General features: G+C 52.4%; 27 protein-coding genes and 1 pseudogene. 5 read left to right on the top strand and 23 right to left on the bottom strand.

Going from position 1 to position 24,061, the window contains the following annotated elements:
* Positions 1-150 precede the first annotated feature (150 nt).
* Genes ACFSKT_RS11105 through ACFSKT_RS11125 form a run of 5 tightly spaced genes read right to left on the bottom strand, consistent with a single transcriptional unit; the run spans position 151 to position 6,390 of the window.
* A complete protein-coding gene (locus tag ACFSKT_RS11105) occupies positions 151-513 on the bottom strand; it encodes a 4Fe-4S binding protein (RefSeq protein ID WP_377722801.1) in 363 nt (120 codons plus the stop codon).
* Entirely contained in the window at positions 510-2,177 is a 1,668-nt protein-coding gene (locus tag ACFSKT_RS11110) for an FAD-dependent oxidoreductase (protein ID WP_377722802.1), read from the bottom strand. Before ACFSKT_RS11110 ends, ACFSKT_RS11105 begins: the two co-directional genes overlap by 4 nt.
* Before the next feature lie 42 nt (positions 2,178-2,219).
* The gene (locus tag ACFSKT_RS11115; protein ID WP_377722803.1) at positions 2,220-3,980 is read right to left on the bottom strand and encodes an ABC transporter ATP-binding protein; all 1,761 of its coding nucleotides are present in this window, start codon (positions 3,978-3,980) and stop codon (positions 2,220-2,222) included.
* Positions 3,973-5,703 carry an ABC transporter ATP-binding protein gene (locus tag ACFSKT_RS11120; RefSeq protein ID WP_377722804.1) on the bottom strand — a complete coding sequence of 577 codons (1,731 nt, stop codon included), beginning with the start codon at positions 5,701-5,703 and terminating at the stop codon, positions 3,973-3,975. The genes ACFSKT_RS11115 and ACFSKT_RS11120 overlap by 8 nt, the downstream gene beginning before the upstream one ends.
* 54 nt (positions 5,704-5,757) lie before the next feature.
* Positions 5,758-6,390 carry a nitroreductase family protein gene (locus ACFSKT_RS11125; protein WP_377722805.1) on the bottom strand — a complete coding sequence of 211 codons (633 nt, stop codon included), beginning with the start codon at positions 6,388-6,390 and terminating at the stop codon, positions 5,758-5,760.
* 486 nt (positions 6,391-6,876) lie between these two features.
* Between ACFSKT_RS11125 and ACFSKT_RS11130 the strand changes: the two genes are divergently transcribed.
* On the top strand, positions 6,877-7,203 hold the full coding sequence (locus tag ACFSKT_RS11130) for a DUF2087 domain-containing protein (protein ID WP_377722806.1): 327 nt from the start codon (positions 6,877-6,879) through the stop codon (positions 7,201-7,203).
* A gap of 635 nt (positions 7,204-7,838) precedes the next feature.
* Here ACFSKT_RS11130 and ACFSKT_RS11135 read toward each other — a convergent pair.
* The 11 genes and pseudogenes from ACFSKT_RS11135 to ACFSKT_RS11185 all read right to left on the bottom strand — a co-directional run bounded on the left by ACFSKT_RS11135 (position 7,839) and on the right by ACFSKT_RS11185 (position 14,693).
* Complete coding sequence (locus tag ACFSKT_RS11135; RefSeq protein ID WP_377722807.1) at positions 7,839-8,009, bottom strand: hypothetical protein; 171 nt, start codon at positions 8,007-8,009, stop codon at positions 7,839-7,841.
* Positions 8,010-8,225: 216 nt separating this feature from the next.
* Positions 8,226-8,615, bottom strand: coding sequence for a VOC family protein (locus tag ACFSKT_RS11140; protein ID WP_377722808.1), 390 nt, complete (start codon positions 8,613-8,615; stop codon positions 8,226-8,228).
* 26 nt (positions 8,616-8,641) lie between these two features.
* Positions 8,642-9,043: a nuclear transport factor 2 family protein gene (locus ACFSKT_RS11145; protein WP_377722809.1), complete on the bottom strand. Its 402-nt coding sequence runs from the start codon at positions 9,041-9,043 to the stop codon at positions 8,642-8,644.
* A 531-nt stretch (positions 9,044-9,574) separates the two neighbouring features.
* Entirely contained in the window at positions 9,575-10,075 is a 501-nt protein-coding gene (locus ACFSKT_RS11150) for a DinB family protein (RefSeq protein WP_377722810.1), read from the bottom strand.
* 162 nt (positions 10,076-10,237) lie between these two features.
* Positions 10,238-10,772: pseudogene (locus ACFSKT_RS11155) on the bottom strand (hypothetical protein).
* A gap of 114 nt (positions 10,773-10,886) precedes the next feature.
* Positions 10,887-11,405, bottom strand: coding sequence for a MepB family protein (locus tag ACFSKT_RS11160; protein ID WP_377722811.1), 519 nt, complete (start codon positions 11,403-11,405; stop codon positions 10,887-10,889).
* Between the two features lie 88 nt (positions 11,406-11,493).
* Positions 11,494-12,060, bottom strand: coding sequence for a GNAT family N-acetyltransferase (locus tag ACFSKT_RS11165; protein WP_377722812.1), 567 nt, complete (start codon positions 12,058-12,060; stop codon positions 11,494-11,496).
* A 182-nt stretch (positions 12,061-12,242) separates the two neighbouring features.
* Complete coding sequence (locus ACFSKT_RS11170) at positions 12,243-12,872, bottom strand: DedA family protein (protein ID WP_377722813.1); 630 nt, start codon at positions 12,870-12,872, stop codon at positions 12,243-12,245.
* 136 nt (positions 12,873-13,008) lie between these two features.
* Entirely contained in the window at positions 13,009-13,578 is a 570-nt protein-coding gene (locus tag ACFSKT_RS11175; protein WP_377722814.1) for a GyrI-like domain-containing protein, read from the bottom strand.
* Positions 13,579-13,646: 68 nt separating this feature from the next.
* Positions 13,647-14,177 carry a dihydrofolate reductase family protein gene (locus ACFSKT_RS11180; protein WP_377722815.1) on the bottom strand — a complete coding sequence of 177 codons (531 nt, stop codon included), beginning with the start codon at positions 14,175-14,177 and terminating at the stop codon, positions 13,647-13,649.
* A 165-nt stretch (positions 14,178-14,342) separates the two neighbouring features.
* Complete coding sequence (locus ACFSKT_RS11185; RefSeq protein ID WP_377722816.1) at positions 14,343-14,693, bottom strand: CHY zinc finger protein; 351 nt, start codon at positions 14,691-14,693, stop codon at positions 14,343-14,345.
* A gap of 159 nt (positions 14,694-14,852) precedes the next feature.
* On the opposite strand from ACFSKT_RS11185, the gene ACFSKT_RS11190 reads away from it, so the two are divergent.
* The gene (locus ACFSKT_RS11190) at positions 14,853-15,815 is read left to right on the top strand and encodes an NAD(P)-dependent alcohol dehydrogenase (RefSeq protein WP_377722817.1); all 963 of its coding nucleotides are present in this window, start codon (positions 14,853-14,855) and stop codon (positions 15,813-15,815) included.
* 40 nt (positions 15,816-15,855) lie between these two features.
* On the opposite strand, the gene ACFSKT_RS11195 is transcribed toward ACFSKT_RS11190, so the two are convergent.
* A complete protein-coding gene (locus tag ACFSKT_RS11195; RefSeq protein ID WP_377722818.1) occupies positions 15,856-16,314 on the bottom strand; it encodes a MerR family transcriptional regulator in 459 nt (152 codons plus the stop codon).
* A gap of 174 nt (positions 16,315-16,488) precedes the next feature.
* Here ACFSKT_RS11195 and ACFSKT_RS11200 point away from each other — a divergent pair, with 174 nt between their 5' ends.
* The gene (locus tag ACFSKT_RS11200) at positions 16,489-17,355 is read left to right on the top strand and encodes an SDR family NAD(P)-dependent oxidoreductase (protein ID WP_377722819.1); all 867 of its coding nucleotides are present in this window, start codon (positions 16,489-16,491) and stop codon (positions 17,353-17,355) included.
* A gap of 119 nt (positions 17,356-17,474) precedes the next feature.
* Positions 17,475-17,891, top strand: a complete 417-nt coding sequence (locus ACFSKT_RS11205; RefSeq protein ID WP_377722820.1) for a VOC family protein — start codon at positions 17,475-17,477, stop codon at positions 17,889-17,891.
* A gap of 80 nt (positions 17,892-17,971) precedes the next feature.
* Here ACFSKT_RS11205 and ACFSKT_RS11210 read toward each other — a convergent pair whose 3' ends face one another.
* The 3 genes from ACFSKT_RS11210 to ACFSKT_RS11220 form a co-directional block, all read right to left on the bottom strand.
* A complete protein-coding gene (locus ACFSKT_RS11210; protein ID WP_377722821.1) occupies positions 17,972-18,397 on the bottom strand; it encodes an SRPBCC family protein in 426 nt (141 codons plus the stop codon).
* Between the two features lie 76 nt (positions 18,398-18,473).
* Positions 18,474-19,430 (bottom strand): sigma-70 family RNA polymerase sigma factor, encoded by a 957-nt coding sequence (locus ACFSKT_RS11215; protein WP_377722822.1) that lies wholly within the window; start codon positions 19,428-19,430, stop codon positions 18,474-18,476.
* A gap of 506 nt (positions 19,431-19,936) precedes the next feature.
* The gene (locus ACFSKT_RS11220) at positions 19,937-20,629 is read right to left on the bottom strand and encodes a nuclease-related domain-containing protein (protein ID WP_377722823.1); all 693 of its coding nucleotides are present in this window, start codon (positions 20,627-20,629) and stop codon (positions 19,937-19,939) included.
* A 295-nt stretch (positions 20,630-20,924) separates the two neighbouring features.
* On the opposite strand from ACFSKT_RS11220, the gene ACFSKT_RS11225 reads away from it, so the two are divergent.
* On the top strand, positions 20,925-21,377 hold the full coding sequence (locus ACFSKT_RS11225) for a copper amine oxidase N-terminal domain-containing protein (RefSeq protein WP_377722824.1): 453 nt from the start codon (positions 20,925-20,927) through the stop codon (positions 21,375-21,377).
* Positions 21,378-21,398: 21 nt separating this feature from the next.
* Here ACFSKT_RS11225 and ACFSKT_RS11230 read toward each other — a convergent pair whose 3' ends face one another.
* The 3 genes from ACFSKT_RS11230 to ACFSKT_RS11240 all read right to left on the bottom strand — a co-directional run bounded on the left by ACFSKT_RS11230 (position 21,399) and on the right by ACFSKT_RS11240 (position 23,860).
* Positions 21,399-21,926, bottom strand: coding sequence for an AAA family ATPase (locus ACFSKT_RS11230; protein WP_377722878.1), 528 nt, complete (start codon positions 21,924-21,926; stop codon positions 21,399-21,401).
* Positions 21,927-22,105: 179 nt separating this feature from the next.
* Positions 22,106-23,236 (bottom strand): YARHG domain-containing protein, encoded by a 1,131-nt coding sequence (locus ACFSKT_RS11235; RefSeq protein WP_377722825.1) that lies wholly within the window; start codon positions 23,234-23,236, stop codon positions 22,106-22,108.
* Between the two features lie 57 nt (positions 23,237-23,293).
* On the bottom strand, positions 23,294-23,860 hold the full coding sequence (locus tag ACFSKT_RS11240) for a histidine phosphatase family protein (protein WP_377722826.1): 567 nt from the start codon (positions 23,858-23,860) through the stop codon (positions 23,294-23,296).
* Positions 23,861-24,061 lie beyond the last annotated feature (201 nt).

The following is a 24,061-nucleotide window of genomic DNA, read 5'->3' on the forward strand; positions in this document are numbered from 1 at the left end:
TGGTACATGCCAATTTTTTTGCGTTTCCAACTGGAACTGTGTGATGGAATATATAAATAAGCGACAGGATAAAGGTAATAAAAAAACGCCCCACGCAACCCGTCTAGGTTGCATAGAACGCTTTTCGCAGACTCGCTATTCACTTCTACACTAACTCGACTTCCGCTCCGGAACAGCCGGGCGCGGCGGCAAGACCCGGTCGATGAACGGCGTCGTGTCGATCGCGGCCAGCGTCGTCCGGCCGCGGCCCCAGCCGATCGTCGCTCGCCAGCTGCCGAGCGCGCCCGCGGCGGCGAGCGCTTCTTCGTCGCACGCGACGGCCTGCTCGGCGTAGGGCGAGACGTAGAGCGCATCGACCGGGCAGTAGGCCTCGCAGATGAAGCACGTCTGGCAATCTTCCTGCCGGGCGATGACGGGCACCCCGTCCTCTCTCGTTTCGAACACGTTCGTCGGGCATACCTTCACGCACAAGCCGCACTGGACGCAGCGGTCCGAGCTGACCACTTCAATCATGGACGAGCCGCCTCCTTCTTGAAATCGGAATGTTGTTCAGGGCTACTCGTCGGCACAGGGTCCGCGGCGAATCCGCCGACGAGCTCCGGGCGCACCTGGATCATCTCCAGCCCGGACACCAGCAGCCGATATTGCTGCGCGGGGTCGGTCTGCGGATATTCGGCGAACGCATGCAAGCCTCTGGATTCCCGGCGGGCCAGCGCCGCCGTATACATCCACCTTGCCGTTGCCGTCATGGCCGCGGCTTCGCGCGCCCGGACACGCTCCCGGACGGACGCGCCTGTCGTCTGCCCCTTCAGCTGCTCCCACAGCCGATGCAGCCGATCCAGCGAAGCCGCCACGACCGGCTCGCTGCGGAAGTAGTTAATCTCAAGCGGGAACACCTCCCGCTGCACCGCCTCGATCAAGGCATCGGCTGGGAGTCCATCCCCGGCGTCCGCCGCTCCTCCGGCTGCCAGGCCGTAACGGCCGGCTGGCTTGAGATTCCGCTGCGCGGCCAACTTCTCTTGCGACAGCGCGAACTTCGCGGCGGCTTCGCCCGACCAGGTGCCCGACGAGATCGCCCACGAGGCATTGAACGCGCCGCCCCCGGATTTCGCGCCCGTAATCCGCTCACGCGTCGCCGCGTCGCCCGCGGCATACAGCCCGCCGACCGTCGTCGAGCAATCGTCGCCCGCCAGCCGGATTCCGCCGGTCCCCCGGACCGTCCCTTCGTAGCGAAGGGTCAGCTGGAACCGCTCGGTGAACGGATCGATGCCCGCGCGATCGTAAGGCAGGAAGAAGATCGCGTGCGAGTTGCGAAGGATCGTCCGCTTCTCCTCGGTATCCGCTTTGTCCAGCACCGCATAGACCGGACCTTGGCGAAGCATGCGCGGCAGGAAATCCCCGGCGCGCGGTCCGCCGGCATGCAGCACCTCGCCGCTTGCGTTCGTATACGTAGCCCAATTCAGCAGCCGACCGCGCGTCACGGACGCGAAGGAAGCGCTCGGCGCATACTGCCGGGTGAACTCCATGCCCGACAGATCGGCGCCAAGCTCGGCCGCCATGAGCAAGCCGTCCCCGGTCAGCACGTTGCAGCCGAGCCCCTTGCTCAAGAAGGCGCAGCCGCCCGTCGCGATGACGACCGCGTTCGCCCGCACCTCCCAGTCGCGGCCATCCAGCCGCGAGATGCCGCGGGCGCCTCCGACGCCGTGCTCATCCGCCAGCAGCTCCAGCGCCGGCGACTGGTCGAGAATCCGGACGCCCGCGCGGCTGACGGCGCGGCGCATGATGCGCATATATTCCGGCCCTTGGAGATGGTCGCGGAGCGGCGTTCCCGCTTCGTCCCGGCGGAACGGATAACCCCAGGACTCGACTAATTGCAAGCTTTCGTAGACTTGGTCCAACACGCGGTGGATCCAGGCCGGCTCGGCCAGATAGCCACTCTCGCGATAACGCTGCTGCACGGCGGCTTCGCGCTGCGCCGGGTTCGGCGGCAGATAGAGCAGATTGGTTCCGCCCGGCGCGGTCGCCCCGCTCGAGCCGAGGAATCCTTTGTCGGCCAGCACGACCTTCGCCCCTTGCTTGGCCGCGCTCCAGGCCGCCCAAGCGCCGGCCGGTCCTCCGCCAATGATCAGCACGTCGGCATCCAGCCGAATATGACTCTTCCCGCTCTCCACGCTCATCTCATTCCCCCTTGCCCTCTTCCGCTCGCAGCAGGACCGCTATCATCCCGGCTGCTTGGCGTGATGGAGATCATAATAGTACCCTCGTTTCCCGAGCAGCGCGGCGTGCGGCCCTTTCTCCGCGATGCGGCCTTGATGGAGCACGATAATTTGGTCGGCTTGGCGAATCGTGTTCAGCCGGTGCGCGATTACGATGCTCGTTCGCCCCCGCATCAGCTTCGACAGCGCGTCCTGAATGTGGATCTCCGTCACCGTATCCACGCTGCTCGTCGCCTCGTCCAAGATCAGAATCGCCGGGTTTAACAGCATCACGCGCGCGATCGCGATCAGCTGTTTCTGTCCTTCGCTGATACGCGTCCGGTCGTAGCTCACCTGCGTGTCGTAACCGTCCGGCAGCTTCGCGATGAACCCGTGCGCGTTGGCCATGGCCGCTGCGCGTTCGACCTCCTCATCCGAGGCGTCCGGACTGCCATACCGGATATTGTCCCGGATCGTGCCCTCGAACAGGAACGCCTCCTGCAGGACGAATCCCAGCTGGCGCCGGAGCTCGTTGCGTCGCAGCGAGCGGATATCCTGCCCATCGATTAGAATTGCTCCTTCGTCCGCATCGTAGAACCGACAGAGCAGCTGGACGATGGTCGATTTGCCCGCGCCCGTCTGCCCGACGAGCGCGACCGTCTCGCCCTCCGCGATGCGGAAATCGATATCGGCCAGAACGGGACTCCCTTCTCCGCTATAAGAGAACGAGACGCGCGAGAAGCGGATCTCGCCCCGCATGCTTGGCACGCCCCGCGCGTCCCGGCCATCGGTCTCGGCCTCCTCCGCAATCGTCTCGAAGACGCGCTCCGCCCCGGCTACCGCCGACAGCACCGTATTGAACTGGATCGCCAGATCGTTCAGCGGCCTGGCGAACTGCCGGGCATATTCCGTGAACGTCACGATGACGCCGATCGTCACCTGGCCATGCAGGGCAAGAAGTCCGCCAGCGGCGGCGATGATCGCGAAGCTCAGATTATTCAGGACGATCATGAACTTGGAGATGAAGCCCGAATAAGTCTGCGCCCAATAAGCCGATTGCTTATACTGCTCATTCCGCTCGCGGAACTGCTCGATCGCCTGCTGCTCGCGCGAATAGACGGTGATGATCCGCTGACCGCTCAACGTCTCGGCCATGAAGCCGTTCAGCTCCCCGACCCGGGCTTGCTGCTCCTTGAACAGCCGGCCCGTGCGGGCCGTAATCCATCTCATGCCGACATAGACGAGCGGCACGATAATCAGCGTGAGCAGCGTCAAGACCGGGCTCAGCCAGACCATCAATCCGAGCATGCCGGCGAAGGTCAGCAGGCTGCTGCTTAATTGGATGATCGAGGTGTTCAACGTCTGGCTGATGCTGTCGATATCGTTGGTCAGCCGGCTCAGGATATCGCCCTGCTGCCGCCGCGCGAAGAAAGCGATCGGCAGCTCTAGTAGTCTGCGGAACAGCGCGCCGCGGATCGAAGCGACCGTCTTCTGCGCGATGCCGATCATCAGCGTATTCTGAGCGATCGCGCTGACCGAGCCGAGTGCGTAGACGACAGCTAGGAGGATGACCATCCGGACAAGTCCGCTGCGGTCGCCCCCGGCCAGCTCGTGATCGATCGCATAGCCGATCAAATAAGGACCGAGCAAGCTGAGCGCCGAGCTCAGGACGACGAGCCCGACGACAACGGCGAGCAGCCGGCGGTATCCCGCCATGTAGCTCCAGATGCCGCGCAGCGCGCTCATGGACCGGCGAGCGTTCATGGACGGTTTCGGTTCAGGCATGGGCAGCCGCCTCCCCGCTCGCTTGGGAATCGGCGATTCGCCGGTACGCGGACGAGGCCGCCAGCAGCTCCGCGTGCGTGCCGAAACCTTGAATGCGGCCGTCCGCAAGGAGCAGAATACGGTCCGCCTCCCGCGCCGCGCCGACCTTCTGCGTAATGAATAACGTCGTGCACGGAAGCGCGCGCAGCACGTCCAACACCTTCCGCTCCGTCACGGCATCCAGGGCGCTGGTGCAATCGTCGAGCAGCAGCAGCTTCGGCTTGCGAAGCAGCGCCCTCGCAAGCGACAGCCGCTGCTTCTGTCCGCCGGACAGATTAACGCCCCGCTCGCCGAGCGCCGTGTCGTACCCGCTCTCCATCTTCGCGATCGTCTCGTGAATCTGGGCCAGCTTCGCCGCTTCCACGACGTCGGCTTCGCTGGCGTCTTCTTTACCGAACCGAAGATTGTCCAGGACCGTCCCCGAGAACAGCTGCACCTCTTGCGGCGCATAGCCGATCGCGCCCCGCAGATGACCGAAGCGCAGCCGCTTGATCTCGATGCCGTCGATTCGGATGCGCCCCTCGCCCGCGTCATACAGGCGGGGAATGAGCTGCAGCAGCGTTGATTTGCCGGAGCCGGTCGCCCCCATGATCGCGATCGTCTCGCCGGCCCTCGCCCGGAACGACACGTCCCGCAGCGCATGGCCCGAGGAGCCGGCATAGGCGAAGGAGACGCGGTCGAACTCGATTCTACCCGCCGTTATTCGCAGCGCATCATCCGCATCTCCCGCTTCGACGACATCGGGCCGAGCTTCCAGCACCTCCGCGATGCGCCCCGTCGCGGCCCGGGCCCGGGCCAAATTATTGATCATCATCGAGATCGGCGAGAATGCGGCCGTGATGCGGGCCGCGTAGTTGACCACGGCGACCACCTCGCCCATCGTCATGCCGCCGACGCTCATCTGCGCGCCGCCGAGCCATAGAATGGACAGCAAGCACAGGTTCATCGCCAACAGCAGCAGCGGCAGCACGAATTCGACCAGGCGCAGCGCGGCCGTCGTGCTCGCGGCCAACTCGCCATTCGCGTCGTCGAAGCGTGCCCGCTCCCGCTCGCTCCGAACGAACACCCGGATCAGGCGAATGCCCATGAGCGCTTCGCGGATCACGCCGTTCATCCGATCAAGCTTCCGCTGCGCGTGCTCGAACAGCCGCATCCCTTTCTTCAAGGTCAGGTACAAGCAGCCAAGCACGAGCGGCGTCGCGATCGCAAGCGCCAGCGCCAACCGGGCGTTAATCATGACGGCCAGCGCCAGGCTGCCGATAATGAGCAGCGGCGAACGCATATACACGCGCAAGCCGAGGAAGATCGCCATCTGAATTTGATTCATGTCGCTGGTCATCCGGGTCAGCAGCGTCTCGGTCGGGAAGCGGTCGAACGTGGAGAAGGAGAACGACTGGATTTTCTCGAACAACGCCTGCCTCGCGTCGTAACTAAACCCTTGGCTCGCCTTCGACGCATAGAAGGTATTCACGATGCCGCAGCCGAATCCCAGCAGCGCAAGCCCGATCATGACGCTTCCCCACACCGCGACCGTATGCAGATCGCGCGCCGCTACCCCTTCGTCGATGATTTTCGCCAATAACAGCGGATGATACAGCTCCACGAATAATTCGACCAACATCAGCACGAGCGCAATGGCCGATGGTACCCGATAGGGCTTGATGTAGGACAAAAGTTTGCCCATCTGCTCTGCCTCCTTGAATCAGCCCTATGAATGACAGTCCATTCCCTAGCAGGCTTACTCGGCGTCCGCAACCGGGATGGCCAGCAAGCTCTCCTGCAGCGGTCGGCGGGAGTTCGGCTTCTCGCGTTCCTTCTGCGACGGCTCCAGCTGCTCCGCGTCGCCACGATAACCGAGCGCGATAATCGCGTGCAGCTCCAGATCGTCCGGCACCTGGAGCGCCTCCCGGGCCAAAGCCCGATCATAACCGCCGACTGCGCGGGTCGATAAGCCCAATAGTCTGGCTTGCAGCGCGAGAATCGCCCATGCGGCGCCCGCGTCGAAGGCGTGCGCGCCGTTCGGATCGCCGTTTGCCTTCTCCTTCGCCGACACGATCAGCACGAGCACCGGCGCGTGATCGGTCCACAGCCGATTAGCCGGCTTGATGAATGCGCGGAAGGTCTCATGCTCCGCCTCGGTGCGGGCCACGTAGAACCGCCATGGCTGCTCGTTGCTCGACGACGGCGCCCACCGGGCCGCCTCCAAAATCGTGAACAGCGTCTCGTCGGTGACCGGCGTATTCGCATACGCGCGCGGGGACCATCGGTTCAAGATGAGCGGGTGAACCGGATAATCCGGCTTGCGGTGCTCCGCGACCTCGGATTCGTAGCCGTCCGTCAGGGACGTTGTCGGTTGAACGATTTGACTCATGGATATGACCACCTTCTCATAAAGTCGTCTCCCCTTCGTTAGAGGGAATCCGCATACAGTCGGACAGCCGCCGAAAGCTCGTGCTTTCGGCGGCTGCTCGCTTCCTTGCCCGAGTTTCGATGCCCGTCGTAAGCATAAAGCCGTACGCGTCGTCGAACCCGGTTCCTGCCGGTACAAATAAAAAAGGCTTTCGATCGGAACAAGCCATCGAAAGCCACCACAGGTATGGTAGACCAGTATTAAATTAATCCTATCTGATAAGTGTGATATGAGATTAGCATGCGAAATGTTTACCTGTCAAGCTTATTATGGAGACGAGACTCACAAAGGTGCGCACCTCCCTCATATGCGGACCCATGCAAGATTAACAGAGGCACACGCTATTCTTTGGACGCGGCGAGTTGGGTTAATGGGATGTTGACACCGTCACCAAATTTAACTAATATCTAATTAGATTAATATCTAATATCAAGGGAGCGAGTTATCATGTCCGAACCAAACACGCCCGCGCCGTCCAAGAACGATAAACTTCAGCAGTCGGTGCTTCGAAATTTCCTCACCAAGGAAGGCGCCATCACGCATCTTCCGTCCCAAATGAAGAAACGGATCATCGTCCTCGAATATCTCGCTGGCCGGCTGGATGCCGCCAGGACGTACACGGAACTCGAAATCAACGCCTTTCTCAAGCCGCTGAACGAGGACTACGCAACGATCCGACGGGAGCTGTATATCCACAGATTCGTCAATCGGGAAAATGACATTTACGAGGTGAACGAACCGGGAGAATGGCGAGATTGGCGAACGCTTGGGTAGAAATCGGGAGCGGAGGCCGGATAAAGTCGATAAAAAACTGCTTGTTTCAAAATCGCGACACAGATCTGCTGGACAACACAGTCTCGGGCGAGTTGTTTAGCAATTAGATAACGCTGGTATATGTAATTATTAATGTAAATCCGGCTCAGAACCTACCCTTGATTTATCAGAGGATTGAACAAACGATACTGAAAATGGGTAGTCACTGGGGGGAATCTAGGCTTGGTGTTGAGGCAAATACCGATCAATCGATACAGGTGAAGCTTGACTACTAACTGAGAACCGGAAAGGTTGGGCATCAGAATTATGAACAATGATTGGTTTAAATGGGCTACCACTATATTGCTGACAATTATCGCGGCTTGCTTGCTGTACCTTTGTACTAACATGGATGAGTTCATACACCTGATGGAATTAATATCCGAGGCGGTTGCAAACCAATAGTTTAATTACGGATCGTGTTCCGCCGGTTAACTCTATCTTGCGAAGCAATATGTAAATCAACATTCCTTTAAATCACAAATGGCAAGAAACCCATATCTTTTATGAGACACGGGTTTCTTCATGTTTCGATCCATCATTATTGGTAGTTTTGAAATTAAATGGTGGTCCTTCATCGATAGCAAACGTTGCCGTTACCGCTCCTTCAAGTGTTCGCGGTTGACCTGTTCGTTGCGGATCATCTGCTCCAGCTTCTCGATGATTGCGGCATGCTCCGGTGGCGTGCGGCGAAAACGGAGGAATGCCCAGCGGCGTTCCTTTTTCAACAGCTTAAGCAGGTATATTTTTTCTTTCCATGTGAACATAGGTGGGGCACCTCCGACGTCATTCACGACCACGATTATCATACCGGATTCCGTTCGGCGTGTGAATGACAAAGGGCCAACCGCTTGGTCGACCCTTTGTTCCTCTATTCGCTTCGATACGTATTCCCTGAACCCCTTAAAACCTTGCTTGTCATAGAAACGCTTTGAAGGCACCTTTCGAAGTCCTCCTATTGGAAATGGACAAAGAGGTGCTCGTTATTCTGCATAGATCGAATGGATGTTTCCTTCGGGATCGGCAAAAAAAGCGACGGTATGTCCCCATGGCATGAGCGCGGGTCCTTTTATGCCCGTACCGCCATTCGCAATAATGGTCTCATAATCGCTTTGAACCTGCTCGGGCGAATCACATGGAAAACACAGTTCCACGGCTTGTCCCCTAAGCGCTTCGGAATAAGAAGGATGATCATTCGTATTGACGGCCATTAATGGTCTGGCGCAAATGGACAAGCGTACGCCGCTATTGGCAAATTCCACATACTCCTCAGAGTCTACAAGGATGGGGAATCCAAGCACATCGCCATAAAATCGACGCATCTGGGGAATGTCATCGGTTAACAACGTAATCACGGTTACCTGCGCTTTCATAGACAAAACTTCCTCTCCGATATTTATTAACTAAACGCTTCTTCTAATGCAGCCGTATCTTCAAAGATTTGAAAAAATCGTATCTTCCCTTGCTCGACTTCGCAAACCATTGCCCAATCACTGTCGAATACTTTACCGGTTACGTTGACCTTGATGCGGAAATTCCCCCATGCACACGCGGCTTCCTGATTACCGATGAGTTTATACAGCGTAAACCGTTCGATTTGTTCTGTTTCTGCTAAGCGATTTAAATAGGTTCTAACCCCTTCTTTACCATAATAAGTACCGTATAAAGGGATCTTGTCGGAGGGCTCTTGTTTTAGAATAATAAATTTCGCTTCCTCATGAATCAAGTCGACCACTTTATCCATCTGTTTGCTTCCCAATGCTTGAAAATAACTGGTCAACACTTGTTGGGCACTCAGCATCGTCACTGCATCTCCTTTCGAAAATTCTCAAAGTTTATTAAATTATCCAACCAAGTAGTTCTTCGTTCGCTGAATCAAAAACTTAAGCTTCGTTTACATGCTGCCGAATGAGGGGTTCCCTACAAGTCGGTAGCGCAATAGAACCGCCCCTTTGGAGAATGTTCTTGACCCGGGAGATTGGATAACGCCATCCAAGGTCATGAACATATGCACAATGAGTTTTCCCACCTTGCTTATCATCCTTCCTGTTAAAGCGGTTTATGGGGGACCTATATTCCGCATTTTAGGATATTTCAGTTCGGCGTATTTCTTACAGCTTGCTAATCTAAACTGCCTGTTCGTTCCACGACGAACGGCAGCCGATCGTGATAGGCTCCCCCTTAATCATACAGAACGCATGTTCCGTTGTAAATATATACCTTTTCTTACTATCCCGCCCGTTGCTTCAATGAAAAAAGCAGCCGATCGTATGATCAACTGCCAAGGTTCAACATGATTTGCATGGAGTTATCGATCTTCGCTGCGCTAATTTTATACCAGAGGCTGCATTCCACGCTCCAGCCAATATTCTCGGGTCGGCCCATATATGCCCGGGACGGATAATCCCGCTTGGCGCATAAGGATAATCATCTCGCCCCGGTGATGAATTTCGTGCGAAATAAGAAAGCGAAGCGTGTGCGCGTTTACCCAAAGAGCGCCATACAGTTCAGAGCTTTCGGCGAGTGAAGCATCGGTCCACTGCGACTGGATGGCTGCCGCGAGTCCAGCGGAGGCGGTACGGTAGGTGTCCGCAATCGTCTTCGCGGAAGCAGGAGCGTATTCGTCACCTTCGGGCGCATCGAATTTGAGTCCGGTTTGCGAGAGCATCTCGTGGATCATGGTGGCTATATGCCAGGCGATTTGACCCATGGAACGAAAATCCGGTGCTACTCGCTGCTGGAGGGAAGCATCCGTAAGTGTGTCCAGTACGCGCTGGGTCGAAAGCGTTTCGTTGTTCCATTCTTCAAGAAAAGATGGAATGGTTGTAAACATGCGGGGGCCTCCTCAAGGATATGTGCTAGAGTAACTGTAGAGCGTTCTATTCCCGAGTATAGACCCGTGCAACTGACAACATAGTGTCAGTGTTCAGTTGCATATCATGTAGTTATTTGCGTCTACCTCTCTCATCCCAGCAAAGGTGCTGAAAATCCAAAATCAGTATTCGCGCGCCGCATCGAACCAGCGTAGAACCATTTCCTCTTGTATGGGCTGGCCGATCCTGTGATTGGACTGGCTGAGTTGCCATACTGCTTCACCGAGGTCTTCTCTTTCGGTGGTTTCGATCCCCTTGAGGGTGTTAAAGCGCGCGGTGAAGGCAGTAATAGCTGCCTCTGCCTCAGAAAGACTGCGGGCCTGTGCCAAGGAAGCCTCAGCAACATTGTAAGCTTCGTTAGCCAACCTGGTTGCGCGCCCATTCAAAGAAGCCCGCGTCACTGCCTGTATAATGCAGAAATCGCGGCCAGGGCGAGCCCGCCGGTGTGGCAAAGACATCGAATTCGGTCCAATCGATGCGTGCGTCGGATGCGACGATAAGATCTGCCTTTTTGACCAAGCTCGACGGTCCGATCGATAGGCTGCCCACACCAGGCTGAATGACAAGCGCGTGGCTGTGAGGACCCGTCAAATCGATTAGATAACGACCGGCTTCTCTAACAGAAGCTGAGAGGCGAGCATGTTTATCATCTCGCATTTCCGTCATCCTTTCTTCTGATGGTTTAGGGCTCCGCCAAGCAGCGACAAACGGCTCTTGGAAACAGGAAACTAACGTCTTCGTTAGTCGAGCGCCGAACATAATATTTATCGCTCATTGGCTATAGAGCATTGCTGCTCGATCAACGTTTATTGGTTCGTTGAGTGGGATTTCGAAAAAGTATTTTAACTGCCAATGCTGCGTTTTTAGAGCCTGATGGCTTGTTGGCATATCCCATGACGGATAAACTCGTATTCCACGCTTCCCGCCGCTCCCGTTCTCTGAAACAATATTGTGTTGTACTAGCGCATCTTTAGGAAAAACGAATTGACCAAACTTATGACCATCTCGCGTACTAATTACAAAGTAATCCACTTCCTCCGACACATCATACGGTCGGGTTGTACCATCCTCCATTCTTCGCCATAAGGTAACGAATTGCCCAACTTTTGCGGGCGTCACTTTTGCTGCGCGAAATCGAATCAAGCGTGCATTTACTTGAAACAAATAGGCTCCATATTCCGCATTTTGAACTTCTATGCATGGCTCGGAATAATCAAATTTACACACGGTATAAACTAAATCTTGCGTGGCAAGCAGATCATGATGTAAGACGCCTAACTTCCTATTCATTTGAATCACCTACTCTTCATTAATGCCCTGAGCTTAATAAAAGCAGGGAGGTTGTTACGGTCGGTCTTAGAATTGAAAGATGAATGTTTTAGGTAGAGTTCTTAAAGTAAATCAAATTATCCGTCCATTCGCCAAACTCAAATATGAATCCCTTTCGTATACATTCAAATTCCATTCCCACACTTTCCGCCAACTTAATTGAGGGGCCATTATCTACATTGATGTGCGCTTCAATTCTATGGAAACCAAGCTCATTGAATGCTACTTTTATTGCTTCTTTTACGGCTTCCTTTCCGTACCCATTATTCCAATGATGATTATGAATAGAATAACCAATTTTTCCCCACTGGAACACATCTCTCTCTATTGTAGAGAAGTCAATCATACCTAAATGTTTTCCGTCTTCCTTGCGAAAAACGCCGAATATATATGCTTTATCATTTACAGCTAATTCTTGATGGTAGTTAATGAAATCCGAAAACCATTCAACTGTACGTTCACTCATGTCGGAACTTCCTTCATCATATTGATGTTGTGAAGGAAGTCTGCTCTCACATTCACTCAACCAATTATTGTAATCCGCTTTTATCAGTGGCCTTACAACTAACCTTTCTGTTTCAGCAACAATATAGAAACTTTTGTTTCCGAAATCCAATTGCCATCTTCCTTTCAGAAACTGATTCTATTCTAACATATATTGGAAGCGTCCTGCCCGTTCGTTCAACGACAACCGGCAGCCGTCCATTAGCCGGCTGCCGCATGATCGTCACCGATCGCGTTATGATGCAGGTTCTATCCAGTCCCATTACTCGCATCTTTTCATACCCATCGACCCTTTTACGATCCCGGCTGGTCCTGCGCTTGCCGCACCTTCTCCCTAGAAGCTTGCCACGCTCGCTTGATCAGCACGAATGCCGCCAGCAGGCCGGCCATGCCGCACAACGCCCAGAAACCAAACTTCTCCAAGACATGCAGGACATCCTCCATCCGCTTGCCGAGCAATCTTCCCAGCCATACATAACCGGCGACCCACGCGACCGCCCCCGTATGGTTGAAGAGCAGAAACGTGCGGAAACGGAAACCCGTAATGCCGGACACGTAACCGGTGAAATGCCGGAAGCCTGGGATAAAATGGCTGATCAGCACGACGCCGCTCCCGTATCGTTCCATCCAGCTCCGAATTTTGTTAATCCGCTTAGGGTGCATCAGCATGTACTTCCCGTATTTCTCGAAGAAAGGCGCGCCGAGCTTCGCCCCCAGGGCATAGGAGAGCGTCGTTCCGATAATTGCGCCCAGATAAGACAGAAGCATCACGTGAAAGACCGACATTGTACCAAGCGAAGACATATACCCGCCAACGGCCATCGCCAGCTCGCCCGGGAAAGGAACGGCCAACGACTCCAAGAAGAGTCCGCCAAACAAAACAAAATCACCATACTGTTCAAACAGCTGACGCATCCACTCCATCGCTAAAACTCCTCACTCCATTAGTCCTTACATCCATGACGTAAGTGTATAGGAGCAGCAGCAACCGGATAATGGTCCGCAGCATGGTTTTGTTTCCAGACTTTGGTCGAGGCCTCGGGAGGGCTCGTGACGGAGTTCACTCTCCTGTCAAAATCGAGGTCTCAAGCTTCAAGCCGCCTCTCTCATTCTTGCTCACTACCCCATCCTGATCATCTGCGATCTTGATCGCCAGATCGACCTCCCATTTTGACTTTCGAGGCTCGATGTTGGGATTGGTGAGATAGGCTTCATATCGGCAGCGAAACGCGTCGCCTTTCGCATCATCCCAGCGATCCCATCGGATACCGTTTTCTCTGGCCCATCTAAGGAGCGCTTTGTTGCCGCTCATGCCAGAGCCGCGATAGATTAAGTTCGCATAATATCCCGCTTGAAGCACTCCTGGCGTGACGCGCAGATCACCAGGCAGGGTCTGGCTCATCTGAATGCCATATTCGATATCCATCTCCCCGGCCATATCGATGATATGATAACGCAGAAATGCGGGTCCTTCAGGCTCGACACCTTGTACCTTGAACCACGTATGCAGCTCCTTCCGGAGTTTGTCGATCTCGCCAAACATTCCTTTAAACGGTGTCTGTAGGCGTATGCCCATGTAATGCTTCTCGTCGCGATACGCAATGCGGGATTCACCAACTTCGAATGTCATGGGTTCTCCTCTTTTCCTACAGCACGCTGCTGACAGTGCTCTTTAGGCCGCCCGGGTCAACCGCACGACTAAACGGGGACGTAGGTCAATCTGATCACCTGCTCGCCAATTCGATCGCTTGCCACGAGGCGCAGCGGCGGCCGCGGACCGGCGAAGAACGGCTTGCCGTGACCGAGCACGACGGGATGGAGATAGAGGCGATACTCATCAACGAGACCGAGCTCCGTTAGACTGTGGGCCAACTCCGGCCCGGCAACCTCAATCTCGCCTTCATGCTGAGCCTTCAACTCACGTATGGCCGCTGCGAGGTCGCCCTCGATCAGCGAGGCGTTGGGACCGACGGACTTTAACGTCCTCGACACGACCCATTTCGGTTGGCTTCGCCACGCCGCTGCGTATTCTCGTTCCGATGCATCCCATTCCGCGTGGTCTTCGTCCCAATACCGCATAGTCTCGTACATACGGCGCCCATATACGCTTCCCGCCACGCCGCGCACGTCGTCGATGAAATGACGGAACAGCACAGCGTCTGGCACAAATGCCATGTGGTCGACGAATCCGTCCAGTGACTGGTTTAATGCGAAAATAATCTTTGCCATGCGCCTGGCTCTCCTCCCTGGTTTTCTCGCTCATTCATCATCAAGCGTAAACATTCTAGTTGCAGCCTCTTTTATATCTCTATTTTATCTTCCAACTGCATGACCGGTTTCTCATGGATTGCTCAAAAGTCCAGTTCTCGATGATTTCCCGAAATGGGGAAAGCGTCAAATTCGTTGGTTCCCGTCCTTGTCGCAGTCTTCCTCGAAATAAAGATCGTAATGAAGCCGACAACCCGGATTGAACGCCGCTTGGCACGACGGACAGCGGAAGCCGCTTCCCTTGTAAGCCTGAACGGTCATTTCATGACCGCAGGCGCCGCATAATACGGCAGGCTCGTCCGCGCGCGACCTCGGCCATGGCTTCGGCGGATGATCCGCTGCCTCCAGATGGCATTCATAGCATGGATAATAGCGTTCGCAGCACCCGAATTTGAGCGCGATAATGTCCAGATCGGAATGATAATGCTTACACCTCGTCGCCTCGTCGACGACGGGTCCGTAAACTTTGGGCCGCATATCAACCCTCCACCCGTGTGAATTTTACATCTATTTACATACAAGTAACGGTTTTTCTTTCAGAAGGTTGCTGTACTGATCCACGCTTGACTTAAGTCAATGTACGCTAACAACCTCATCGTTACAATGTAATCATAACGTAAACGAGAGGAGAAACCCATGAGAGCCATGGTTCAAATTGCGTATGGTTCACCGGAAGTGCTGGTCCCGCAGGAAATCGCGAAACCGTCGCCAGGACACACTGAAGTTCTCGTGCGTATCCATGCGGCCAAAGTAGGGCCGTCGGATTGCGCTTTTCGCAAGGGCGATCCGCGAATGATTCGATGGGTATACGGATGGTCCAGACCGAACTATGCAATCGGGGGAACCGAATTTGCCGGTGAGGTCGAAGCGGTCGGCAATGAAGTAAAGCATTTTAAAGTCGGGGATCGTGTTCTGGGAATGAGCGTCAAAAACTTCGGAGCGTACGCGGAATATAAGTGTCTTTCCGAAGAGAGCCCCCTTGCGGTTATTCCGGGCAACGTCACCTTCGAAGAAGCCGTCGGAGTCTGTGACGGGGGCGCCACGGCATTGACGTTTTTAAGAGATAAGGCGAAGCTCCGCAAGGGGCAGCATGTGCTGATTCATGGCGCTTCCGGGGCTGTAGGCATCTACGCCGTACAACTAGCCAAATACTATGGCGCGGAAGTAACCGGCGTTTGCTCGGCTGCCAACGAAGCGCTGGTAAGAAAAGCAGGCGCCGATCATGTGATGGATTACAACCAAGCGGATTTTACGAAAGGGGACAACGCGTATGATATCATCTTTGATGCGGTGGGCAAAAGCTCCTTTGTCGCCTGTAAGCGTGTACTTATGAAGAAAGGGATCTATCTGACTACCTCACCCAAGCTGTCGACCATTTTACACATGCTGTGGACGTCCCTCTTTAAAGGCAAACGGGCTATTTTCGCGACAGCCGGCCTTATGCAAAATAAAGCGAATTTGGCGTTTCTCTTGGAACTTACAAAAAATGAAGCGATCTACGCCGTAATCGATCGTCAATATCCGCTGGAGCTCCTCCCGGCCGCCCAGATGTATGTGGAGACCGAACGTAAAAGAGGTAACGTGATTGTGAAGATCTAACCAACTCTCTCACCCACCATAGAGACGAAAGCTTGGCGGGTCACTTGCTCGCTTTGGCCGATAGAGGAAAATAACGCATCTCGACAGGGGAGATAGGCTGCGAGCTCTCTTGCGCTTCATCCGAGCAGACCTGCCGGTATCGCCCCTCCTCCAACTTCATGTCGATAAAATCGACCACCTGCTGCAGCGAGGCGATTTGGCCGACAATATGTTCCCGATGGCTCCTTAAGCGTTCCACCAGTTCGGGATATTCCGCGGGATCGGCATCGGCCGAGACCGTCAAAAAAGGCCGCATTTCCTCAAGCGGCATCCCCGTCTTTTTGAGGCAGGCGATCAGCTGGATTGTAGTGATGTCCTCCCTTCGATAGATGCGGTGCCCGTTGTCCTTCCGCTCCGCACGCGGCAGCAGCGCGATCTTCTCATAGTAACGGATGGTATCCTCCGTAATTCCCGTTTGCTCGGCGGTTTGCTTGATTGTAAAGGATGGCTCTTCCTTCATTCCGTTCCCCTCCGCAGTTTGTTTTTTGCATTATACATCTTGGAGCTGGCTCCAAGTCAAGCGTCCGTTTCACTTGGAAAGTAACGTGTTTTCGCGTCTTGACTTGGAGTCGACTTCAAGTAATAAGATGTGCTCTACTCAGGCAATGCTGCCGTTAATAGGAGGAGAGACACAATGAACGAGAATTCGCATGAATCGATCGCATTCATTACAGGCGCCAGCGCCGGAATCGGGTTGGAATTGACCCGGAAATTGCTATCGGAGGGCTGGCAGGTGGTTGCGCTGAATCGATCAGACTTCCCGGCGGACGATGGGAACCTCCGCAGCGCGGTCAAGAAGGGATCGCTGCGTCCGTACAAAATCGATGATCTTGCCGATTATGCCAGCTTGAGAGGCGCGTTGGAAGAGATCAAACGCAGCGAGCGTCGGATTGATATTTTGTTCAATAACGCCGGAGGCTCCTTCTCCGAACTGAGCTATTCGAAGCAAGGACGCGAGCGGCATTACGAGCTGCTAACGGTCGTACCGTATATTATTCTGGCCGAGTTGAAGGAACTCCTCAAAAGCGGCCGCTTCAAAACGGTCATCAATACCTCGTCATCCGCGTTTAAATTCACGAAAGAGTTCTCGATCGACATCTTGGAGCGTCCCCAAACCTTCCGCAAGCTGCTTGGACCTTACGCCACCTCCAAGCTAGCTCTCTCGCTGTGGACGCAGGCGATCGCACCGCAGCTTGCCCAGGACGGCATCCTGATCCGAAGCGTTGACCCAGGCGGCAACAATACGCTGCGAAAAGGGAAACCATCCGGACTTCCTTTCTTGGTTGAAATCTTCATGAAGCTATTCTTCTCGCCGCCTTCCCACGGCGCCAACAAGCTGTATGAAGGCGCGCTCGGGGAACACCGGCATAAGACCGGCGTGTTTTTGCTGAAGGGGCAGGTGACGGAATTAAAGTTCAACGACCAGGCGATGAACGTGCTGGAGCGGATTCAAGCTATTTATGCGGACGAATTTTTGCAACGGCACGCTTTGCATTCGTGAATGAGGCTACAAGGCTATCTCGAAAACGTATGGGACCGATGAATTCACGGCTCGGCTGTCGTCCATATAAAGGAGGCATCAGTGAACACAAACTAATTTGACGAAGAGGTGTTTTGAAAATGGCATTATCGTCCGCATTCACGAGCATCAACCTGCCTGTAAAAAACGTAGAACAATCGAAAGCGTTCTTCACCGGACTCGGATTCGAGCTCAACCCGCAATTCCCCGACAACGAGCATTCGGCAGCGGTGGTGATTGGCGACAACCTGCAGGTCATGCTGATCAACCAAGCCTTCTTCAATACGCTCACGGAGAAGGAATCCGTCGATACGAGCAAGTATGCGCAGTTGACGATCGCATTGGCCTTCGAGAGCCGGGAAAAGGTCGATGAAATCGTGAATACCGCGGTCTCCTTGGGCGGGAAATTGCACGCTGAACCCGAAGATCATGGGTTCATGTATCATTGGGGCTTCGTGGACTTGGACGGCCATCTGTGGGCGATTAATTACATGAACATGGACGCGGCACAAGGTTAAGGCTAGCGGAGCGCGCGCCGCTCGTACTAGGGTTCACAAAGAAAGACGCCAGGTCTTCCCAGGCGTCTTCTTTGCGATGATTAATTTTGTTCGGTATAGGCTTTGAAATTGTCCAAGATCGCTTGCCAGCCTGCTTGCTGGAACTCCACGGGATTGGAGCTTTCCGCGTCGAACGTTTCCAAGACCTTCGTCTCATTCCCTTGATCGACGAAAGCAATATCCACTCTTCTTCCGTCTTCCATGGTGTAGCCGATCGCCTCATGCCGATTCACGACATCGTAGACGCCGCCAAAATCAAAGCCCATGCTGCCATCCTTCGCTTCCATCCGTGTCAGAAACTTGCCGCCGACCCGCAGATCGTTTTCGGCTCTCGGCGCATGCCACTCCTCGGTCGCTTGATTCCATTTCGTAATGTGATCCGGCTCGGTCCAATAGCGCCATACCTTCTCGACAGGGGCTTGAATGACGGCTTGCACGGTTACTTTCGTCGGTTGACTCGTTTCCATTTTAAATCGACACCTCTCTCATGATATTCGTCGTTTGGTTATTCTCGATCATATAGACGTAAGCCAATGACGAAATTCATCGGTCCATTCGCGCAGGCAGCCCAAATCGTGAAAATAATGGCGTATGAATGAAGTTTTGCACGTGCAGGATTTGATTTTCTTTGGTTTCGATGACATGGATGCCCCAGGGTACCAGGCCAGAGCCCTCTTTGTCCGGCATATACTGGGCCAACGCCGGATAACCGCCATTCACCGTAATGGGCACAAATCGCGAACCTTCGCAATGCCAGCGAGTAAGCGAATAGAAGGCGGACAAATCTTCCTTGCCGCGGATCCACATCTCGAAGGGCGGCATCGACATACAGCCTTCCTCGTGGAACAACGCGACGAGCGCAGCAATATCGAATCGCTCGAAGGCCTCCACATACCGGGACAGCAGCTCCTGCTCCGGTTGAACGTCCATGCTGCTGAGCTCATCCGAGCGAAGCTGCGCCCGGTCCATCGTGTCTCGGGCTCTTTGCAAGGCGCTGTTCACCGCTGCCGGCGACATCGCCAACGTTTCCGCGATTTGCTTGGAGGACCATTCAAATACATCCTTCAAAATGAGTACCGCGCGCTGCCGCGGAGGCAAGGTCTGCAGGAGCGCGATGAAGCACAGTTGAAGGGTATCTCTGCGGACGAGCCGATCCTCCGGATTGCCCCCAAAGTCGGGAGACGGCCAGATCCAGGCAGAATTCGGCCGCGTGTCGCGCGGCTCGACGATGGCGACGGCCGGGTCGAACAGGTCAACGGGAAGCGCCCGGCGTTTGGACTGTCTCAGCTTGTCCAAGCACAGGTTGGAGGCTATCCGATACACCCAGGTTTTGAACGAGGCATCCTGTCTGAACGTGCTCCAGCTCTGCCAGACCCGAATACTCGTCTCCTGCACGGCATCGTCCGCATCGTCCATGGAACCTAGCATTCGGTAACAGAACGAGGTTAAACCCGGCTTCAAGCTTGCAAATAATGGTTCGTCAAATGCGGTCTCGTTCATCGTGGCCTCCCTTAACGATCTCCCCGAAGGGTGGTACCTTCATTATAGGCAATGAAACGAACAGCCTCAATCCGAATAAATACCTCACGCCAGGACCTGAATACGGGAGCGATCCTGCACTTTCGTTCAACGAAAAAAGCCGATCGCGCAGACCGGCTGTCTTTATATCTTTATAGAACTATCGTTTTCCGTTCGTTTAATCGGCCTCTTTATCTTCTAAATCGTTTTTTGATTAACGCAATCGTAATAGCTCCGCCCAATATGGGAAATGTAAATATCAGAATTACGAAAAGAACGAAATGCTGCGATATCCATTCAGAGAATGCCACCATATACGGAATCACTCCCTCAATCACCTGTTACATTAGGTACGTTGGGTTACTTTATTAGATCCCAAATATCCAACAATGTTGTCCATTGATTAACAAACGGTAGCCTTTTGAGCTACCGTTTATGAGTGCTTGTAGAGCTATCGTTCTCTTAGTTTGATAATTGATTTGTGTTGTTTATTCCTTTCTTATCTTATCTACATGCTCTGATCTGAGGGCAGGATCAGTAATATTGGAGTTATGAATGATGTCTTGTATATTCTGCATCTCTACTTCGGTCAAGAGTTCCTTATCTGAAGTTGCTCTAATCCGATTTATCTTACGGTGAATAAACTCTGATAGTTCTGTATCGTAAACAATTAACTCATTAGACTCTATCTTCCTCAATTCTGGGTCAATACTAAAGCGACATCGCATAGTAAATGAGATCATTGAGATATAGAGTAAATCAGGGAATTCTGACAGTACACGTTCAAGTGCTTTAATATGTCCAAAGTTCTGTTTTAAAGGATTGAACATGTTAAATCTATTACTGACCCTCCAGTACTTATCGGATCGGCCCCCTTTAATTTCGCCGTTGTAATTCTTTGTTTCAATGACAAATAATCCGTACGGAGAAACGACAATGTGGTCAATTTGGGAATAACCTGTACGAGATTTGGGGTTTTTAATCATAATATCACTAAGATATTTTGTATCCTTTGGGAGTTGATCCAGTTGAATGTTTATTTTATATTCACCGAGTTCTCCAATCCTAGATGAATCAATTGTTCGTTTCTTAGTTGATTTTGGTGATGAGGATTTCCTAGAAGCCTTTTGGGGATCTTTGTCGTTGGATGACTTGAACCACGATAGTATTTTCTTAAACATCTCGAATAATCTCCTTTATTACGTAGTAACATGCAGTTTCACTTATTACTGCTAATTGTCTAAGCCTAAATACTTCTTAGGAATATTAGTATTTTATTGTTAGTTAATATTCCTAATTATTGTCGGACGTAAGAAAAGGCAACCGCTCATAGTCGGTTGCCTTCAGGTCATCATTAAGCTATAGTCTCCAGATAGAGCTTAAAGAAAGGGGGGGGGCCAAAACTATGCATTAATTGTGCAACCCAAGCGGACGTATAGTCGTCTGTACTTTTAAAAGAAAAAAGGAGAATAGGTAATGAAAAAAATTCTCTTGTCCATGATGGCCTTTGCCTCTATTTCACCTTTGACAGTCGTGTCAGCAGCGTACCCGGCCCCTCCTTTTATCCCTCCTATTAGTGTCGTTCTTAATGGCAGTCCTTTAGACTTTTCCCCCGCACCGTTTGCTCGTAGTGGTGTAACGGTAGTACCATTTCGTCAACTATTTGAGGCCTTGGATGCTGAAGTCGATTATATTGATGAAACACAAACCATTATCGCTAAAACAGAGACCACTACCATTAAACTTACTTTAGATTCTTTCGATGCCTATGTTAATGATCAGAAACATACATTAACGCGCACTCCGTTCTCCTTAAATGGAACTACCTATGTTGGTCTGCGATTTATTAGCGAGACCTTGGGTGGTAGTGTCGGCTTTATTAAAGGTTCAAAAGAAAATGTTATTACAATTGACTGGGGGCCTAGGTGAAGTCAGTCACTTCGACGAATTTCATTCATCATTGTTGTGTACTCTCTTCAAAATAAGATCTATAATTTCAGTGGGTTTTAAGTGATCCGTAATTACATGCTCTTGAAAAATGTCCTTCCTGAAAGCTTCGACACAGGTAGCTGTCCGTTGGAATGACCATCCTCCTACTTTGTCGCCGCGCTTGACTAATCTGTTATAAAGGGTGTTCTCTGAAGCGACCAAACAAAAATGATACAGTTCTTCATCCAGTTCTTTAAATCCATTGTAAATGTAATTGAAGTTTTCCTCTTTATATAGGGTCATGGGTACAATTAAGTGCTTTTGATACTTCTTCTTTATCTCTCCTGCCACCTGTACGGTCAACATTCTCCAAAGCTCAATATCCTGGAAATCATCCGTTAATTCATGGATGGGCCTCATGGATTCCGGTATCAATTTCCAAATCATAAGTCCAATTTCTTCAGGATCGAATATCATGCTATTGGCAACTAACGGTTGTAGCATTTGGGCTGTGGTAGTCTTACCTGAACCAAAAGCCCCGTTTATCATGATAATCACGTGATATCACTCCTCTTATTAAGTCTATTAATAAGCTGGGGCTGATTTCATCTAAGGTTATCGTTAGTTCCCTTCAGCTTGTTGCCCGTTTGTTAGGTGCTGACTGGTTTTCTCCAAGCAATCAGAAAAGCTGTTTCCGTTTGTCTAACTTTCACGCCATCATTTACCGTCTAGTCATATAAAATCAGCCCGTCAAAAAATCTACTATGTTCAACGTACTCATCGCCCATGGTGTACCAGACTTCTTTGCCTGTGCTCGTCTGGAGCATGATATGGCCGAGCTTGTCATCTCCTAGGAACATCACGTCTTCGCCGGGTTCCAGCGTAACGGCTCCGTCCGTGCTACCTTTACGAATCTGCACGGTAATTTCCTCTTTGATCGTCAAAGGCGTCGGTGGTTCCATCGGATAAAAATCCAGTTGTTCTTCATGGAGCGTATGGTCAGCATCTAGCTGGAACACGACGTCACGGAACCAGGTTTGGAAGTCCTTGCTTTCTTCTGCGCTAACAACGCGTCCATGACCGTCAAACATCGAACTGTGTGCCGAGAAATCGGGAAGCTCACCAATCTGCTTGAGGTTCTGGCCATCATAGGCATAGAAATACGTGGCTCGTAGAAAGTCCATTTGCGAGTTCATTTGAAGCGCAATCTCGAAATATGGATCGTCGATATTCAAATCCACAATATCAAGGTAAGGAAGAAGCTCGCTGGCCACCTCCAAACGAATGTCGTTCACTTTCAGCTCGAATGCGCCTAATTCCGTTAACGGCGGAATCAACTCGATCGCTTCATCACGGCCATCCCCGTTCAGATCCACTTTCACCTGTTTCTGTTTAAAGCTCGAATCACCAGTATAATGCCGCAAATGGACATCATCCGCATGGGCTGGATCGAGCTGATAGGCAGCATATTTGGCTTCGTAGGTGCGAAGGAGCGCAACGTTCTGCTTCTCCACCGCGTTGAGCTGTTCCCTATAGGCAGGATCTGCTTGATACCAGGGCTTGGCTGAAAAATAGTCCTTCAAATCCTTCCGCTTAAACACGTACCCGTGCCTCGCGTAAATCTCATTGCGCGCCAGCTCCAGAATACGGCTGTCCAGACTGCCGATCTGATCCGGGGTCAACACCGTTATTGAGCTGTCCTTCAGAATATGCTCCCGTAATGCAGCAGTGGAATGAACAGCGGCCGGCTTACTGGCTGCTCCATGATCGGCTTTCTCCTCTTCCGCTGACCCACAGCCAGAAATGATCAATGACAGGGCGATTCCCCCATAAACAAGCCGAACCTTCCGAAAACTCATCGTTCTGACACCCTCTACCCCATCTGAATCCCATTAGGTAAACGCGCATAAACCTAATCAAAAATCCCCGTTCCACAGTCTTATTACTTCTTTTAGTTCTAAATTTTCAAAACTTAATTTATAAATATCTGGTTTCTGCAGTTGGTTTAAAAAATCCAAACCATAACTTGAATCAAAATAATTCATCATCAACGTCATGACAAGTCCATGTGTTCCAATAGCTACTTTTTTCCCAGCGTGTTGTTTTAAAATGTTTTTTATCACGGATACCGATCTATCCTGGCATTCGAAATTAGACTCCCCACCCGGTAAAGAATAATCAAAATCATCAAATTTCTCACTAATGACGGACATTAAATTATCAATCATTTCTTCAGCAAAATGCCTTTCCCGGAGATCTTCAAATATTTCGATATCTAATCCCAGGTGTTGCGCCAATCCCTCAATACTCTGAATTGCTCGGTTATACGGGCTAGATACAAGGACATCAATTCCTTCTTCTTTAAGAATTTCTGTAACTTGTTTAACATCGCCCTTGCCCTTAGCGGTAAGTCCCCTTGTTCTTTCTGTTCCTTCATTGTAGGGTGATTCGGCATGCCTAACCATATAGATGATGGTGTTCATATAATCCTCCTTGCCGCGATGGCAAACTACTCCTGGCCGGCTCTGAACTTCAACTATCCTGCCCCGATTCCTTCATGCGAAAAGGGAGCAGTTGCACGGCAAACTGCTCCTTGAGCATAGAACTAAAGTTCCTAGATTGAATTCCTGTAAGAGGGAGCTTAATTCCAACTTATACCGATCTTTACCTTTTTGTCGGATTGA

Origin of the sequence: Paenibacillus xanthanilyticus (assembly GCF_042682185.1) — a bacterium.
In the GTDB taxonomy this organism is placed as follows: Bacteria; Bacillota; Bacilli; order Paenibacillales; family Paenibacillaceae; genus Paenibacillus_Z; species Paenibacillus_Z xanthanilyticus.